The organism is Streptomyces sp. R11 (assembly GCF_041051905.1).
Classification (GTDB): Bacteria; Actinomycetota; Actinomycetes; order Streptomycetales; family Streptomycetaceae; genus Streptomyces.
Map to the genome: position 1 here is coordinate 7,070,738 of NZ_CP163432.1, position 14,792 is coordinate 7,085,529.

15 protein-coding genes are annotated in these 14,792 nt (G+C 70.6%); 8 read left to right on the forward strand and 7 right to left on the reverse strand.

Annotated elements, in window-relative coordinates; genetic code table 11:
* The first annotated feature begins 298 nt into the window (after positions 1-298).
* From AB5J55_RS32585 to AB5J55_RS32615, 7 genes are all read left to right on the forward strand, one after another.
* On the forward strand, positions 299-1,870 hold the full coding sequence (locus AB5J55_RS32585; RefSeq protein WP_369274031.1) for a 4-hydroxyphenylacetate 3-hydroxylase N-terminal domain-containing protein: 1,572 nt from the start codon (positions 299-301) through the stop codon (positions 1,868-1,870).
* On the forward strand, positions 1,867-2,382 hold the full coding sequence (locus tag AB5J55_RS32590; RefSeq protein ID WP_369274032.1) for a flavin reductase family protein: 516 nt from the start codon (positions 1,867-1,869) through the stop codon (positions 2,380-2,382). The genes AB5J55_RS32585 and AB5J55_RS32590 overlap by 4 nt, the downstream gene beginning before the upstream one ends.
* A gap of 75 nt (positions 2,383-2,457) precedes the next feature.
* Entirely contained in the window at positions 2,458-3,663 is a 1,206-nt protein-coding gene (locus AB5J55_RS32595; protein ID WP_369274033.1) for an FAD-dependent monooxygenase, read from the forward strand.
* A gap of 38 nt (positions 3,664-3,701) precedes the next feature.
* A complete protein-coding gene (locus AB5J55_RS32600; RefSeq protein WP_369274034.1) occupies positions 3,702-4,313 on the forward strand; it encodes a transferase hexapeptide repeat family protein in 612 nt (203 codons plus the stop codon).
* 79 nt (positions 4,314-4,392) lie between these two features.
* The gene (locus AB5J55_RS32605; protein ID WP_369274035.1) at positions 4,393-5,154 is read left to right on the forward strand and encodes an AfsA-related hotdog domain-containing protein; all 762 of its coding nucleotides are present in this window, start codon (positions 4,393-4,395) and stop codon (positions 5,152-5,154) included.
* A gap of 55 nt (positions 5,155-5,209) precedes the next feature.
* On the forward strand, positions 5,210-6,442 hold the full coding sequence (locus tag AB5J55_RS32610) for a chorismate mutase (protein WP_369274036.1): 1,233 nt from the start codon (positions 5,210-5,212) through the stop codon (positions 6,440-6,442).
* Positions 6,439-7,044 (forward strand): TetR family transcriptional regulator, encoded by a 606-nt coding sequence (locus AB5J55_RS32615; RefSeq protein WP_369274037.1) that lies wholly within the window; start codon positions 6,439-6,441, stop codon positions 7,042-7,044. Before AB5J55_RS32610 ends, AB5J55_RS32615 begins: the two co-directional genes overlap by 4 nt.
* Here the strand turns inward: AB5J55_RS32615 and AB5J55_RS32620 are convergent.
* The 4 genes from AB5J55_RS32620 to AB5J55_RS32635 are packed head-to-tail and all read right to left on the reverse strand — an operon-like array spanning position 6,985 to position 10,926.
* Entirely contained in the window at positions 6,985-8,037 is a 1,053-nt protein-coding gene (locus AB5J55_RS32620; RefSeq protein ID WP_369274038.1) for a LysR family transcriptional regulator, read from the reverse strand. The two genes, AB5J55_RS32615 and AB5J55_RS32620, sit on opposite strands and share 60 nt — an antisense overlap.
* Positions 8,034-9,596 (reverse strand): MFS transporter, encoded by a 1,563-nt coding sequence (locus tag AB5J55_RS32625; protein ID WP_369274039.1) that lies wholly within the window; start codon positions 9,594-9,596, stop codon positions 8,034-8,036. Before AB5J55_RS32625 ends, AB5J55_RS32620 begins: the two co-directional genes overlap by 4 nt.
* Entirely contained in the window at positions 9,593-10,282 is a 690-nt protein-coding gene (locus tag AB5J55_RS32630; RefSeq protein WP_369274040.1) for an O-methyltransferase, read from the reverse strand. Before AB5J55_RS32630 ends, AB5J55_RS32625 begins: the two co-directional genes overlap by 4 nt.
* The gene (locus tag AB5J55_RS32635; protein ID WP_369274041.1) at positions 10,279-10,926 is read right to left on the reverse strand and encodes a YitT family protein; all 648 of its coding nucleotides are present in this window, start codon (positions 10,924-10,926) and stop codon (positions 10,279-10,281) included. Before AB5J55_RS32635 ends, AB5J55_RS32630 begins: the two co-directional genes overlap by 4 nt.
* Positions 10,927-11,214: 288 nt before the next feature.
* On the opposite strand from AB5J55_RS32635, the gene AB5J55_RS32640 reads away from it, so the two are divergent.
* Positions 11,215-11,412, forward strand: coding sequence for a response regulator transcription factor (locus tag AB5J55_RS32640; protein ID WP_369274042.1), 198 nt, complete (start codon positions 11,215-11,217; stop codon positions 11,410-11,412).
* A gap of 63 nt (positions 11,413-11,475) precedes the next feature.
* On the opposite strand, the gene AB5J55_RS32645 is transcribed toward AB5J55_RS32640, so the two are convergent.
* From AB5J55_RS32645 to AB5J55_RS32655, 3 genes are all read right to left on the reverse strand, one after another.
* Complete coding sequence (locus AB5J55_RS32645; RefSeq protein ID WP_369276355.1) at positions 11,476-12,078, reverse strand: TetR/AcrR family transcriptional regulator; 603 nt, start codon at positions 12,076-12,078, stop codon at positions 11,476-11,478.
* A gap of 131 nt (positions 12,079-12,209) precedes the next feature.
* The gene (locus tag AB5J55_RS32650; protein ID WP_369274043.1) at positions 12,210-13,412 is read right to left on the reverse strand and encodes an MFS transporter; all 1,203 of its coding nucleotides are present in this window, start codon (positions 13,410-13,412) and stop codon (positions 12,210-12,212) included.
* 183 nt (positions 13,413-13,595) lie between these two features.
* On the reverse strand, positions 13,596-14,627 hold the full coding sequence (locus AB5J55_RS32655) for a YbhN family protein (RefSeq protein ID WP_369276356.1): 1,032 nt from the start codon (positions 14,625-14,627) through the stop codon (positions 13,596-13,598).
* Between the last annotated feature and the right edge of the window lie 165 nt (positions 14,628-14,792).

Genomic DNA, 14,792 nt, shown 5'->3' on the forward strand with positions numbered 1-14,792 from the left:
GTACCGGATTCGGTACCGCGTTCGGCAGGGGCTTCGTTTCTGCTTTCGCTGTGGGGTTCTCTATGGCTTCCACGGATTTCACGGCGACAACCTCAACGCCTTCCGCTGACGACGGCACGGTGGGGGCAGGTGGTGGGCGCAGCCTGTCATGCGCGAAGTACCGGCGGGCAGTGCGTCGTTGTGGCTAGAAGGGCGGATCTACTACCCGAGTACTAGCCCCAGTGGCCGACTGTCGGCGCAGGTCGCGCTCCTGGAGCATTTCGGCAGGCGCAAAAGTCCGCTCGAAAGGTGATCCCGCATGAGCAACACCGTGAACCCGTCCGGATCCGTCTCCCGCCCACAGACCGGGGACGAGTATCTGGAGAGCCTCCGCGACGGCCGCGAGGTGCGGATCTACGGCGAGCGGGTGGCGGACGTCACCAGCCACCCGGCCTTCCGCAACAACTCCCGGATGGTGGCCCGACTGTACGACGCGCTGCACGACCCCGAGCGCAACAGCGAGCTGGTCGTCCCCACCGACACCGGCAACGGCGGTTTCACGCACCCCTACTTCAAGGCCCCGTACACCACCGGCGATCTGCGCGCCTCCGCGCGGGCCATGACGGAGTGGGCCCGTATGACGTACGGCTGGCTGGGCCGCACCCCGGACTTCAAGGCAGCGTTCCTGTCCACGCTGGGATCGAACCGGGAGCACTACGCGCCGTTCGAGGACAACGCCGCCACCTGGTACCGCAAGGCCCAGGAGAACGTGCTGTTCATCGGTCACGGGATCGTCAACCCGCCGATCGACCGCAACCGGGGGCTCACCGAGCTCAAGGACGTCATGCTGACCGTCGACCGGGAGACCGACGCCGGCCTCGTCGTGTCCGGCGCCAAGGTCGTCGGCACCGGAGCCGCACTCACCCAGCACATCTTCATCGGCAGCTACGGCGTCATACCGAAGGGCGCGAAGGAATTCTCCGCGTACTTCATCGTGCCGACGAACAGCCCCGGGCTGAAGGTCATCTCGCGGCCGTCGTACGAATTCTCGGCGGCCACCGTCAGCAGCCCCTTCGACCAGCCGCTGAGCAGCCGCCTGGACGAGAACGACGGTATTCTCGTCTTCGACCAGGTACTGATTCCCTGGGAGAACGTCTTCTGCTACGACGTCGACAAGGCGAACAACTTCTTCTACGGCTCCGGATTCTTCTACCGGGCCATGTTCCACGCCTGTGTCCGCTTCGCTGTGAAGATGGACTTCCTCACCGGCCTGCTGGCCAAGTGCCTGGAGACGACGGGCACGTCCGAGTTTCGCGGAGTGCAGAGCCGGCTCGGTGAGGTGCTCGCCTATCGCAACATGTTCTGGGCGCTGGTGGACTCCATGGCCGAGAACCCGACCAAGTGGCCCGACGGCACCGTCACCCCCAACGGCGAGACCGCGCTGGCGTTCCGCGTTCTGTCCTCCTCCATCTTCCCCAAGGTCCGCGAGATCTTCCTGCGGGACCTCGGCAGCGCCCTGATCTACAACAACTCCCACGCTGCCGACTGGTCCAACCCCGAGGTACGGCCCTACCTCGACAAGTACGTCCGCGGCCTCGGCGTGGAGGCGGTCGACCGCGTCAAGCTGATGAAGCTGGCGTGGGACGCGGTCGGCACCGAGTTCGGTGCCCGCTGGGAGCTGTACGAGATGAACTACGCCGGCAACCACGAGCAGATCCGCTTCGAGGCACTGCACGCCCAGCAGGCGTCGGGGAAGTTCGAGGACTACAAGCGACTCGTCGACCGGTGCCTGTCGGAGTACGACGAGAACGGCTGGACCGTTCCCGACCTGATCAACCCCAAGGACACGACCGTGATCGGCGGCGGGACCCCCACCGAGGCCGGGCGGTGAGCAGCCGCGCCCTGCCGGACGCCACGCAACTACGCAGTGTGCTCGGGCAGTTCGTGACCGGCGTGTGCGCGGTGTCCACCCGCTTCGACACCCCGTCCGGGGTCCGGCACGACGCCATCGCGGTGAACTCGTTCACCTCGGTGTCCCTCGATCCGCCACTGGTGTCGATGTACCTGCGCGACGACTCCACGTTTCTGGAGCGGGTGCGCACGTCGGGACAGTGGGCCGTGTCGTTCCTCGGCGACCGGGCGCGGTCCCTGGTCGGTGTCCTGACCACTCCCGCCGCCCGGCGCCCCGCCGTGGAGGACGCCGCGGACTGGACCGTCGGACCGCACACCGGCTGCCTGGTCCTGCCGGACGGGCCCGGAACGCTCGAATGCGCCCTGCACCTCACCCAGCCCCTCGGCGACCACGTGCTCGTCGTCGGGCGGGTGCTCGGCGCCGTCGGCCGCGACCACGAGCCCCTGGTCTTCCATCGGGGCACCTTCACGGGGATCTCGCCGGCCCGGTGACCGCGTGCGGCCTCGCGCACAGCGGCGTGCTGCCCGCACCCCGAACAGCCCGCACACAGAACAGGAGGAGGCGCCATGGCGCCCAAACGCCCGTACGTGGCCGTCGTCGGCGGTGGCATCGGCGGCCTGGCCGTCGCCATCGGACTACGGCGCCAGGGCATCGAGGTCGTCGTCCACGAGCAGGCCCGTGAACTGGCCCCCCACCGCGGCGCCGGCATCGCCATCGGCGCCAACGGCCACCGCGCCCTGAGGGACCTCGGTGTCGCGGGACGTCTGGCCGCGGCGGCCGTGGAGCCCGTGCGTGCCGACTTCCGGCACTGGCGCACCGGGCGGTCGATGGTGACGCACGCCCTGACCGGTATGTACGAGGAGAGGTTCAAGGCGCCGTTCTGGACCGTCGAACGGGCGGCCGTGCAGCAGGCCCTGCTCGCCGAGTTGGGAGCGGACCGTGTCCGGCTGGGCGCGCGCTGCACCGAGGTGGCGCAGACCGGCGCCGGCGCCGTCCTCCGCTTCGCCGACGGCACCGAGACCGAGGCCGACGCGGTCGTCGGCGCCGACGGCATCCACTCCGCCGTACGCGACAGCGTCTTCGGGCCGGACGAGGCCGTGTTCTCCGGCACCAGCGGATACCGGGCCCTCGTCCCCATGGACCGGCTCGGGCACATCCCGGAACTCGCCGAGCGGGTGTTGTGGCTGTGGCTCGGACCCGGCCGGCACTTCATCGCCTACCCCGTGGCCGACGGCGCGGCGCTGAACTTCCTCGCCGTCGTCCCCGACACCGAGTGGACGATCGAGTCCTGGTCCACCGAGGGCGACGGCGCCGACCTGCTCGCCGCCTTCGACGGCTGGCACCCGTTCGTCACCGAGATCCTCGCAGCGTGCGAACGGCCCGGCCGCTGGGCGCTGTACGACCGCGAACCCAGACGCATGTGGAGCTCGGGCCGGGTCACCCTGCTCGGCGACGCGGCCCACGCGATGCTGCCCCACCACGGCCAGGGCGCGAACCAGTCGCTGGAGGACGCGGTGGTGCTCGCGCACCTCCTCGGCCGCGCCGGCGCCGACGAGGTCGCGACGGCCCTGCGGTCGTACGAGCAACTTCGCCGGCCGCGCACCCGGCTGCTCCAGGCGGGCTCCCGCAAGAACGCCACCTGCTTCCAACTGCCCGACGGTGCCGAGGCCCGGGCCCGCAACGAGCGGCTCACGCGGCTGCCCGAGGACCTCGCCTGGATCCACGGCCACGACGCCCTCGGCCCGCTGCGCTCGGCGCCGACGCCGGCGTGAGCGACGCCGACGACCATCGACGAACGGTGAGAATGACCATGGCACGGACCTACTCCTTCGAAGGCAACGTCCCCGTCGTCCACCCCACGGCGTTCGTCCACCCGGACGCCGTACTGATCGGCTCGGTCGACGTCGGGCCCGGGTGCTACGTCGGCCCGCTCGCCAGCCTGCGCGGCGACTTCGGGCGCATCGAACTGCGCGCGGGCTCCAATGTGCAGGACGGCTGTGTGCTGCACTGCTTCCCCGGTGCGGACACGGTGGTCGAGGAGGACGGCCACGTCGGTCACGGCAGCGTGCTGCACGGCTGCCGGGTGGGGCGCGACAGCCTCGTCGGCATGAAGTCCGTCCTGATGGACGGCGTGGTCGTGGGGCGGCAGGCCTTCGTCGGCGCCGCCAGCTTCGTCAAGTCCCGCTTCCAGGTGCCGGAACGGCACCTGGTGGCCGGCAGCCCGGCCAAGGTGCTGCGCGAACTCACGGCCGACGAGATCGCCTGGAAGGGCAACGGAACCCTCCAGTACCAGAAGCTGGCCCAGCGCTGCCTGACCGGCCTGCACCCGGCCGAGCCCGCGACCGAGCGGGCGCCCGACGAGGCCCTCGGCCACTCGGGCGAGCCCGAGCACGTGACCCTGCACGCCTACCGGGCCTGCTGAGGCGCATTCCCGGTCCCTTCGAACGACTCCCGCGGTCCCACCGGCCGCGGTTCCCCACCCAGAGCCAGGAGGCACGTTCATGACCAGCACGGCTACTTCCCGCCTCGTCGTCGGCGACCGGTTCCGCGACTTCGCCGAGGCCGTCGGGGCCGAGACGCTCACAGCCCTCACCCACGCGCTCGACGCCGGTGACCTGGACACCGTGGAAGGCCCGGTGCACGTGGTCACCGGCCAGGGGATAGGGGAGTTCGAGCTCTCCTATCTCAAGGACGCGATCACCCGCCGGAACCTGGACGACCGGATCGTCCTGGTGCACTCCGCCGGGCGGCCGGCCCGCCGCCAGGAGCTGCACAAGGCCCGCGAGGACAACGTCCTCGTCGCCGGACTCCGCCAGGTCGACGAGACCACGTACGAGGCCGGGCTGCGCCTGCACGACCACAACGAACTCCTCGTCGACGTGCAGGACCGCGTCCATGTGCAGGGCATGGTGGCCGTCGAGGCCGCCCGCCAGATGTTCCTCACGGTGATCGAGCACTACTTCACCTCGCGCTGGCCGCAGCAGCGCTACTACATCGTTCTCAACTCCATGAACACCTCGTTCACCAACTTCCTGTTCCCCGTCGGGGCCACGCTGCGGCTGACGGTGGACGAGTCCGACCTCTCGGAGCCCAGCAGGCTCACGGTCCGTACGACGGTGGAGGTGGAGCAGGCCGGACGGGTCGCCGCCAGTGTGACCATCGACGCCGCCGCCTTCGCCCCGGGACTGCTGGAGGAGAAGGAGCTTCGGCGCGCGAAGAGCGCCGTGGCGAGCACCATGGACGCGGCTCTCGCGGCCGTGTGACATGACACCGCCGGTACAGGACTCGCGGGTACACGACCCACGGGCGCGGCCCGCCATGGACCGGCCTCCGCGCCCGCAACGGCGGTTCGCCTATCTGGGGCCGCGCGGCACCTTCACGGAGCGGGCGCTGCGCTCGCTTCCCGAGGCCGAGGGTGCCCGGCTGACGCCGGCCGCCACGGCCTCGCAGGCCCTGGCGCTGGTGCTCCGGGCAGACGCCGACGCCGCCATGCTTCCCGTGCACAACACGGTGGCGGGGATGGTCCCGGACACGCTGCGCGCGCTCGCCGAGTCGCCCGCGCCGAGCGTGCTGCGCGAGGTCGTGCTGGGCATCGAGTTCGCCCTGCTGGTCCGGCCCGGAACGCCACTCGCCCGGATCCGAACGGTGAGCGGGCACCCGCACGCGCTGCGGCAGGTCGGCGGCTGGCTCAGCGGCCGGGTGCCGCGGGCACGCCGGCTGTCCGCGGCGTCCAACGCCGAGGCGGCGCGCCTGGTCCGGGAGGGGGAGTGCGACGCCGCGGTGGCCGGAGAGTTCACCGCCGCCCCCTACGGTCTGCGGGTCGCCGCCTCCGGGATACAGGACACCGCGGGTGCCACCACCCGGTTCCTGCTGTGCGCGCGCTCCGGCGGGCGCGGCCTGCCCGCCCTCGCGCCCGCCGACCGCACCTCGATGATCGGGCGGCTCGACGGGCGGCCGCAGGACGTCGACGGGCTCCTGGCGGACCTGCGGCGCCACCCCTTTCTGCGGGCCGTTTCCCTGTACGCCGTGCGCGACGGCGGGAGAGGGTCCCTCCTCTTCGCCGACTGCCCGGGCCGACCCGACGAGCCGCCCTCCGCACGAGCCGTCGGACTGCTCCGGCTGCGCGTACCGGGGCTGAGATCCCTGGGGTCGTACACGGCGGCGCAGGACCCGTCCCGGCCCCACGACCCGAGCCACCCCAACGACTTGTGCCACGGCCACGACTCGTACGAAGGGAGCAGGACGATGCCCACCGAGGCAGCCGACGTGACCACCACCGGGGCGCCCCGCCCCGCGCAGCCCACACCCGAGGACATCGCACAGCTGCGGGAGCAGATCGACGACCTGGACCGCTTTCTCATCGGCACGCTCAAGGAACGGCTGCGGACGTCCCGGGAGATCCAGCGCCTGCGCACCGGTCGTGGCGGCACGCACCTGGACGCCGGGCGCGAGCACGCCATACGGGGCCGGTACGCCGAGGAACTGGGCGAGGGCGGCGCCGGACTCGCCGAGGCCCTGCTCCAGTTGTGCCGGGGGCGGTCGGCACGGTGAGCGCACCCCCGGGGGCGCCGCCCCCGCCTCGTCGTCGCGGTCGTGAGCTCCTCCTCGCGGCCGCGACGGCGCTGTTCCACGAGCGTGGCTACGACGCGACGAGCATGAGCGACCTCGCCGACCGTCTCGGCGTCACCAAGGGCGCGCTGTACCGCCATGTGAAGAACAAGGCGGAGCTGCTGCACGCGGTGACGGCGCCGGCACGCACCACCGTGCGGGCGTTGCTCGCGGCGAGCACGCCGCCGCACGACCGGCCCGTGGAGACCCTCGCCGCACTGCTGCGCGGACTGGCCGACGCGGTGTCGGGCGACCCCGCGGGACACGCGCTCTTCTGGGGAACGCACCCTTGGACCGGCAGGGAGGCCCCCGATGCCGTCTGCCGTGACGCGGTGGTCCGGCGGCTGACGGAGCTGCTGGAACTCGCCGCCGCCCAGGGCGACGTACGCGGCGACATCGCACCCGCACTCGCGGCCCGGCTGCTCCTCGGCGCCGTCGTCGGGCCCGGCAGTCCGTCGGACGCGCCGAGGGTGCCGCCGTCGGCCTCAGTCGTCGGTCTGCTGCTCGACGGTCCGGTCCGCCGCTCGCTCGCCGGGATCTCCTGAGCCGCCCCGGACGGCGGGGCCCCCGGGAGTCTGCCGGGTGAGCGCCGCCCGTACGGCCTGCCTGAGCCACAGATGCACCGGCTCGGTGTCATGCCGGGGATGCCACGCCTGACAGATACTGATGGGCTCCGTCTCGACCGGGAGGTCGAACACCTCGACGCCCACGGCCCCGCGCGCGCTGCCGGCCAGCGAGCGGGGCATCGCCGTCACGAAGTCGCCGGCGGGGATCATCAGCAGCGCCTCGCCGTAACTCGGCACGGCGGCGACGACGTCCCGGCTCAGCCCGCGGGCGTGCAGGGCGGCATCGATCGGGCCCGTCATACGGCCCTTGCGGGAGACGCTGATGTGCCGCACCGACGCGAACGCCTCCGCCGTCACCGCGCCGTCGAGGAGCGGATGACCGGCCCGTGCCACTCCTACGAACCGGTCGTCGAAGAGCGGCTCGATCCGCAGTTCGGGACTGGGCTCGTCGATGATGCCGACCTCGATGTCCACGGCGCCCTCCCGCAGCGGTGTGCTGCCGTGGGAGTTCTGCACGGTGAAGGTGAACCGGGCGAGCGGCACCTGGGCGCTCGCCCGGTTCAGCAGCACCGGCGCCAGAACCGCCGCGTAGGCCTCGTCCGCGACGATGGTCAGCGTCCTGTCGACCCGGGTGAGGTCCTCCTGCCTGCTCGGCGTGAGCAGTGACTCCGCCTCACGCATCAACGCCCGTACCTTCGGCTGGAGTTCCAGTGCCCTGGGCGTGGGCACCAGACCGCGTCCGGCACGGACCAGGACGGGGTCGCCGAGGGCGCGGCGGATCTTGGACAGGGCCCGGCTCATGGCGGGCGGGGACAGCGCGAGCCGCTCGGCCGCTCCGGTGACGCTCCCCTCCTGGAGCAGGGCGTCCAGGGCCGGCAGCAGCCGCATGTCCACGGCCGGCCCGCAGGGGCCTGCCAGCCCGTCGGCCCACTCCCGGTCGTGGCCGGAGTCTTCGATGCCGGTGGCGCTCAATGCTTCTCCCGAGAAGAGTTCTGCTGTGCGTCGTGCGGACGCAGCCAGTTGACGACCAGCAGCGCCGCCAGCAGCAGCACGACGCCGATCACCCGCAACGACTCGGCCATACCGGTGCTGAACGCCTCGCGCACCTGAGCGGCGAGCCGCGCGGCGTCGTCGGAGCCGAGGTGCCGCGCCCCGCGCAGGGTGGTTCCCAGGGCCTGCCCGCCGGCCGAGTCGTCCTTCAGCTGCCGCAGCCGGGCGGGGAGGGCGTCGGTGAACCGGATGTTGAGCAGCGTGCCGAAGACGGCGAATCCGAGCGCTCCGCCGATCTCCCGGCTGAAGCTGTTGATGCCCGAGCCGACCCCTGCCTGCCGCACGGACACGGAGGTGACGACGGCGTTGGACAGCGGCGGATTGGACAGCCCCGAGCCGACACCGACCACGACGATGCACCCGGCGTAGAGCACGTAGGGCGTGCCCGGTCCGCACAGGGAGAACAGCCCCAGTCCGGCGACCACGAGCAGCAGTCCGCAGGCGACGACGGGGCGGGGTCCGTGCCGGTCGGCCAGCCGGGCGGCACGCGGCGAGACGAGGAAGATCACGACGGCCAGGGGTGCCGTGCCCAGGCCCGCCAGCGCGGCCGGGTACCCCTTCACGTTCATCAGGTACTGGCCGTTGAGATAGAACACCGAGTACATCGCGATGAACGAGACGACGATGCCGAGGGTGCCTGCGCGCATGCCGGGACGGCGGAACACCCGGGGGTCCAGCATCGGTTCCGCGCGGCGGAGTTCGTGACGGCAGAAGAGCAGGAGGAACGACGCTCCGGCGGCGAGGGCCAGGAGTACGGCGGGCGAGGCCCAGCCGAGTTCCGCGCCCTCGATGATGCCGAACAGCACGCAGAAGACCGTGACGACAAGGAGGAGCACCCCGCCCGTGTCGACGGGGTGGTGATGGCGTTCGGCCCGGGGCAGGGACCTCGCGGCCACCGCGAGACCGAACGCGGCCAGGGGAGCGGCGACCGCGAACAGGGCCTGCCAGTCGAAGTACTGGAGAACGGCACCGCCCACGACGTTGCCCGCAACACCGCCGCCGCCGCTCAGCGCGGTCCACAGCGCGACGGCATGGCCGCGTTTGTCGGGTGCGTAGCAACCGATCAGCAGCGGGAGGCTGTTGGGCAGGATCAGGGCGGCACCGGCACCGGTCACCGCTCGTGCCGCGAGCAGGAGGGGCACGGTGGGGGAGACGGCGGATCCGAGGGACCCCACGACCAGCAGGGCCAGGCCGGCGAGCAGGGCCCCCTTGCGGCCGAAGCGGTCTCCCAGGGCACCGCTCGGGATCAGCAGACAGCCGAAGACGATGAGATAGCTGTCGACGATCCACAGGACCTGGGTCGGCGTCGGGTGCAGCGCGCTGGTGGCCAGCCGGCCGACCGCCAGGTTCACACTCGCGCCCAGGCCGAACACCAGCATGACGCACATCCCGAGGGCGGCGGCGGCCGTGCGCGAACCGGGAAGTGCACCGCCCCGCGCGGCCGTGGACTGCACGGGGTCGGCCGACGGGGCGGCGGTCATGAGAGGGCCCGTTCGGACGGGCCCGTGTAGGTGGAGAGTTCGAGGCCCTGGCCGTCGGTGATGCCGAGGGAGACGTAGCCGTTGGCGGGATCGCGGACGTGGTCGAGATAGGGGCGGGCGCCGGCCGCGAACTTCTCGGTGTCGTCCGCGTGCACCAGGGCACCGGCACGGAGCCGGGGTTCGGCGGCGCGGACGACGTCGAGATAGAAATCCACCCACCCGTCCAGATAGAGGAAGTCGATCGGACGGGAGAACGAGGAGACCACGGCCACCGCCTCACCGGTGATGACTTCGGCGTATTCGTCGAGTCCGGCGGACGTGAGATTGTCCCGGGCCGCCAGACACTTTCCGGCGTGCAGGTCCACGGTGTACAGCTTTCCCGATCCGTTGTCGCGCAGGGCCGCCGCGATATGGATGGCCGTGAATCCGTACGAGGTGCCGAACTCGAAGACGGTGTGCGGACGCATGGCGCGGACACAGGTGTAGAGCATCCGGCCGATGGCCGCCGGGGCGGCGTAGTAACCGCCGGCGCACGCGGCCACGAGTTCCTCAGGAGTCCAGGGAATCTCGCGCTTCTTTATCTTTTCGAGGAGTTTCGGCTGTTCTGTTTCGTCGATCCGCAGTTGCTCGGACGCAATGCGATTCACTACGTCCTGAATGCGCGGCGAGAAAAGTGAGGAGGTCATGTCCGTACTTCCCTGAAGGGGCTTCCGAGGGTATCCGGAATATTGCTCCGGATCACCTTTGAATTGACTCTGATGAGGGGCTGGATAAGCAGATCGACCCCCACAAGAAAACAGATCGTCCCGATTCCCAGTGGTCCGCCCATAAGGAATCCGAGGGTCATGAGGGAGGCCTCGATGAGCCCTTTCGTCGTCCAGAAGGGCCAGCGCCATTTGCTGGTCATCGTGAGGGCCAGCAAATCGATGGCCCGGATGCCGAAGCCGCTCATGATGATGAGGGCCGAGCCGTACGCGCAGAGCAGGACCGCGCCCGCGAGGACTCCAGGGGAGGGAATCGGCAGGTCGCGAGCAGGGTCCGACCAGCGCAGCAGGTCGATGACGCTGCCGCAGAAGAAGAAGGTGAAGAGGGGGGACAGCAGGGGGCGGGTCCGGTTCCAGGCCGCCACGACGGCCAGGCAGATCGCGGCCACCGTGGCCTGGGAGAGGCCCACGGTGACGGGCACGTGCTCCATCAGGCCGAGCGCGAACACGTCGAGGGGGTCGGTGCCCAGATCCGAGTGGATGAAGAGATAGGCGCCGGCGGAGAAGACGAGGCAGCCCGCCGGATAGAGTAAGTGATTTTTTCGCCGTTTGCGGTGAATGAGCATCGGCTCACCTCCGGGCTTCACTCTATTGACCACCCGGTTATTAATCCAGTGCGTTGTGTGCAACCTACACTTTCACCGAATGGAATTGCCTCACCGCTAAGAGTTTCAAGATACAACTTCACGTGTGAGGTAACCCACGTTTGATGCCGTGATTGAATCTCAGCCATATAATTATTCCGCAACGCGCAATCGTTGCCTGGGTGACTGATGACCATTGCATGACAGGGGGAACACATGTCTCGCGTATCCCGTCCGGGGTCCGAGGGGTTAGCGCCGAGGTCGGCTTCGATGCTCACACCGCGCGAGTGCCAGGTCCTTGATGGCATCAAGGAGGGATACTCCAACAGGATGGTAGGGAGGGCGCTCGGAATTTCCGAGCGCACCGTGAAGGTTCACCTGCACTCGATCTTCATCAAACTTGGCGCCGCTTCACGTACCGAGGCCGTCATCTCGGGAATCAGGAACGGTTGCATCAGCCTGCACTGAGTGAAGCATGTGAGAGTGGCCCCCGGCGGGAAGCGCCGGGGGCCACTCATCTGCAACGGTCCGTCAGCGGGACGCGGACGACGACTCGCGGGCGAGGGTCAGGACGAGCCGGGCCGTGGAGTCCACCAGCTCCTGGTCGATGGCTGCGCCGAACACGAGCACGCGGTAGTACAGCGGGCCGAGCAGCAGGTCCACCAGGTGATCGAGGGTCCGTTCGTCCACGACCAGTTCGTGGTCGTGGGCGAGGAGTTCGCGCAGGCCGGTCACGTCGCGCTCGCGTTGCTCCTTCAGGAAGCCTTCCCGCAGCGACACGGCCGTGTCGCTCTCCAGTTGGGCCTGGCCGAGCAGGGCCTGGAGTACCTGGCCCGCCGGCTCCTCGAAGAAGTCGGCCACGCGCCGCAGATGGGACGCGAGGGCCTCCTCGGCGCTCGCGGACTCGTCCGTCCGCCACTCGAGGGCCTCTCGGGCGTCGTCGATGAGGGTGTCCAGAAGGATGTCGACCTTCGACTTCCACCAGCGGTAGATCGTCTGCTTGGCCACGCCGGCGCGCTGGGCGATGCCCTCGATGGTCAGGCCGGTGAACCCCCGCTCGACGAGGAGATCGTCGGCGGCGTGCAGTACCGCGAGCCGGACGCTCTCGCTGCGGCGTGGGCCGGTTCGGCTGATGACCGGGTTCTGTTCGCAGGCCGGCTTTGGCTTCCGCGTGGCGCTGATGGTCCCGTCAACCTTTCGAGTCGTGCGTGTGGGGAGATTCTGGCACAGGGCGCCGGGGTGAACCGCTGTGCGGGGGACCCAACTCAGGCGGTCTTCCGGCCGGTGCGCACCAGGCTGAGCAGTACGCCGAGGGAGAGCGCGGCGACCACCGCGCTGAACGTCTCACCGGCCGGGCGCAGGCTGGTCTCGCGGATCAGGACGCCCACGCCGATCGCGGGCACGGCGAGCATCGAGTACAGGATGGCGAAGAACGTGGACACCGAGGCGCCGCGGTGCTGAGGAGCGCTGCGCGTGGTGATGCTGCCGATGCCGTGGCCGACGGCGATGCCGGTCGCCAGTCCGTTGACGGCGGCGCCGATGAGCAGGGGGGCCAGGGTGCCGGTGGCCATCGAGGCGGCGATCAGGCCCGCGGCGACGATCAGGCCCAGGCAGGACGCGGGCAGGGCGGTGGCCGGCTTGAGGGTGCGCACCAGGAGCTGTCCGAAGGCGGTGCAGGCGAAGGCGACGAAGACCACGAGGCCGGTCAGGGCGTGGCTGGTCTCGTGCAGCACCGTGCCGAGGAAGAGGCCGGTCACGGCCGTCAGGACGCCGAGCACCGCGAAGCCCGAACCGGCCGCCATCGCGGAGCGCAGGAAGTCCGAGCGGATCTCGCTCGGCACGTGCAGCGGCTGGAACTGGAGCGAGAAGCCGGACCGGTGGGCGGAGCTCTCCCCGTTCACCATGACCCCGAGCATGCCGATGGCGGCCAGCGCGAGCATGACGACCCAGGGAGTGCGCAGTGGGGAGGGGGCGGCGTCGGCCAGGATGCCGGCCAGCAGCGTGCCGCAGGCCAGGCCGCCCATGTTGGCGAACAGCGCAAGGGTGGCGGGCTTCACGCGGGCGTCCGGCCCGAGCCGTTCGGCGAGGGAGGCGGTGGCCGCGCCGGTCACCAGGGCCGCCGAGAAGCCCGAGATCACGCGGGCGACGAGCATGGCCCCGAGGTTCTCGGCGATCAGGAAGACGGCCGCGGCGCACACGGACAGGAAGGTGGCCGCGATCAGCACGGGACGGCGTCCCACCTGGTCCGAGAGTCGGCCGAAGACCAGCAGCCCGAGGACGACGCCGAGTGCGTAGACGGCGAAGACCACGGTTACGGTGAAGGGGGTGAAGCCGAACTCCTCGCCGTAGAGCGGATAGAGGGGGGTCGGCGCCGTGGTGCCCGCCATGGTGATCCATAAGGCGAAGGCCACGCTGAACACGGCGAGCCCGCCGCCCTTCACCCTCTCTGGTGCGCTGGTCCGGTCCATGGCGCGGACGGTCGGATTCCCCACGGGTGTGGCCTCTCATGAGCGGTTGAACAGGAAGACGCGTACAGGTCGGAGACAAGACTTACCGTTGCGTCTACTCAAGAGACTAGACTAGTCGTCGCGTCTATTCAATGGGCTCCGACGATGCCGGGCGGCTGCGGCGGGCGCCCCCGGGCGGGCGGGTCAGAGCAGCTTGCGCTGGACCATGACGGAGAGCACCAGGGCGCCCGGCAGCAGAGGTACCCAGACCGTCAGGACGCGGTAGCCGATGACGGTGGCCGCGGCCAGGCTCATCGGGGCGCCGAAGGTGACCATCGTGAACACCAGGGCCGCGTCCACGGGGCCGATGCCGCCCGGCGCCGGGACCGCGCCGACCGCGGTACTGGCGAGGAGGAGTGCGAGGGTCACCTGCGTCCACGACAGCGGCAGGCCCAGCGCGAAGCCGACCGAGGCGATCACGCTTGCCTGGAGCAGCGGGGTGGCGGCGGCGCCGCCCCAGAGGGCGAGGACGCGGCTGGGCCGGGTGTGCAGGATCCGCGCGTCGGTCAGGGCGGTGCGGACGAAGCCGAGGAGGGGGCGGCGCAGCGGTCGTACGGTGGTCACGAGTACGACCGCCGTGATGAGGGCGGCCGTCACGCCTCCGGCAACCAGGAGCAACGTCCGCTCGTCCGGGACGAGTTCGCCCAGGTTCAGCAGCTCGGGGAAGGCCACGAGGAAGCCGAGCAGGACCACCGTCTTCGCGATCGGCTTGACCAGCGAGTACAGCGCGAGTGAGGCGGTGGCCCGGGCCAAGGGGATGCCGCAGTGCTGCAGGAAGCGCAGGGTGACGGCGTGGGCGCCGATGCTGGCCGGCAGTACGTGGTTCGCGGCGCCGGCGGCGAACTGCGACGCGACCAGCAGGCCCGGCGGCAGGCGTTCCGGTATGGATCCCTGGCGGACGACCGAGGCGGTCACCCAGCCCATACACGTGAAGAAGAAGCCGGCCAGCAGCCACCAGGGGTCGGCGGAGGCGAGCCGGAGGGCGCCGTCCTGGACGGTGTGCCAGTCGGTCACCGCCCAGCCCCCGATCATTACGAGCGGGAGCAGCGTCAGCACGTGGCGGACGAGGCGTGCGGGGGAGAAGCGGGGGCGGGGACGGACGGACGTGGGGGTGGCGGCGGGAGTGGGGCAGGCGGGCAGCGGTCCGGGGAGATCGCTGAGCGGGAGCGAGGACACGGCGCGGTCGTCCTTCCGCGTCACACCCACGCGGGCGCGGGCGGACGGCTTGAGGGCGAGGCAGGAGGGGACGTGGGAAACGTGCCCGTCCGGCATGACGCCGTGGTGTCCGGCAGCCGAAGCGACGTCGGCGGGCGGGCGACGCGACCGGGGATGCGGCCTCTG

Excerpts from the sequence above, each read along its gene's own strand:
- AB5J55_RS32585 (WP_369274031.1), top strand. The coding sequence starts at position 299 with ATGAGCAACACCGTGAACCCGTCCGGATCCGTCTCCCGCCCACAGACC.
- AB5J55_RS32595 (WP_369274033.1), top strand. The coding sequence starts at position 2,458 with ATGGCGCCCAAACGCCCGTACGTGGCCGTCGTCGGCGGTGGCATCGGC.
- AB5J55_RS32600 (WP_369274034.1), top strand. The coding sequence starts at position 3,702 with ATGGCACGGACCTACTCCTTCGAAGGCAACGTCCCCGTCGTCCACCCC.
- AB5J55_RS32605 (WP_369274035.1), top strand. The coding sequence starts at position 4,393 with ATGACCAGCACGGCTACTTCCCGCCTCGTCGTCGGCGACCGGTTCCGC.
- AB5J55_RS32610 (WP_369274036.1), top strand. The coding sequence starts at position 5,210 with ATGGACCGGCCTCCGCGCCCGCAACGGCGGTTCGCCTATCTGGGGCCG.
- AB5J55_RS32625 (WP_369274039.1), bottom strand. The coding sequence starts at position 9,596 with ATGACCGCCGCCCCGTCGGCCGACCCCGTGCAGTCCACGGCCGCGCGG.
- AB5J55_RS32630 (WP_369274040.1), bottom strand. The coding sequence starts at position 10,282 with ATGACCTCCTCACTTTTCTCGCCGCGCATTCAGGACGTAGTGAATCGC.
- AB5J55_RS32635 (WP_369274041.1), bottom strand. The coding sequence starts at position 10,926 with ATGCTCATTCACCGCAAACGGCGAAAAAATCACTTACTCTATCCGGCG.
- AB5J55_RS32640 (WP_369274042.1), top strand. The coding sequence starts at position 11,215 with ATGCTCACACCGCGCGAGTGCCAGGTCCTTGATGGCATCAAGGAGGGA.
- AB5J55_RS32650 (WP_369274043.1), bottom strand. The coding sequence starts at position 13,412 with ATGGACCGGACCAGCGCACCAGAGAGGGTGAAGGGCGGCGGGCTCGCC.